This is a genomic window from Neisseria sp. P0021.S007, from assembly GCF_051956855.1.
The window spans coordinates 1-512 of the sequence record NZ_JBQCXA010001236.1 but is presented as its reverse complement, the minus strand read 5'-3'; the positions used below and the strand labels follow the sequence as shown (position 1 = coordinate 512).

1 protein-coding gene and 1 pseudogene are annotated in these 512 nt (G+C 54.9%); both read left to right on the top strand.

What is annotated here, in order from left to right:
* Window positions 1-321, top strand: a 321-nt coding sequence (locus tag ACTHUR_RS18500; RefSeq protein WP_440400228.1) for an LPS-assembly lipoprotein LptE, incomplete at its 5' end; no start/stop codon positions are given.
* Window positions 321-512: pseudogene (locus ACTHUR_RS18495) on the top strand (DNA polymerase III subunit delta); the annotation flags it as partial. The gene ACTHUR_RS18500 and the pseudogene ACTHUR_RS18495, both read left to right, overlap by 1 nt.

Here is a 512-nt window from a genome sequence, read left to right as displayed (position 1 = left end):
GCCGACGGCCATCCGGTTAGCGAAGCCGAATCACAAATCACCCTGCGCGTTGTCGACTTCCAAAAACGTCGCGATATCTACACCATCACCCGCGCCGCCGCAATCAACGAATACCTGCTGGCCATGACCGTCAAAGTCCAAGCCTTCCGCAACGGCGAGCCGGTTGGCGAACCGATGGAAGTCAAGGTTCACCGCACCATGGACTACGCCGACAGCGAAGTTTTGGGCAAACAGGAAGAGGAAGAAACCATTTGGTCTGAAATGCGCATCGACGCCGCAGATCAAATCGTCCGCCGCCTGACTTTCCTGAAGGCGCGATAATGGCTGCCGCACCCATTGAGAGCCTGCGCCCCGATACGCCGCTCAAACCGTTGTACATTATTCACGGCGAAGAGGATTTGTTGCGCATCGAGGCTTTGGATACGCTGCGCGCAGCTGCAAAAAAACAAGGTTATCTCAACCGCGAAGTCTATACTGCCGAAAACAATTTTGACTGGAACGAGCTGTTGCAA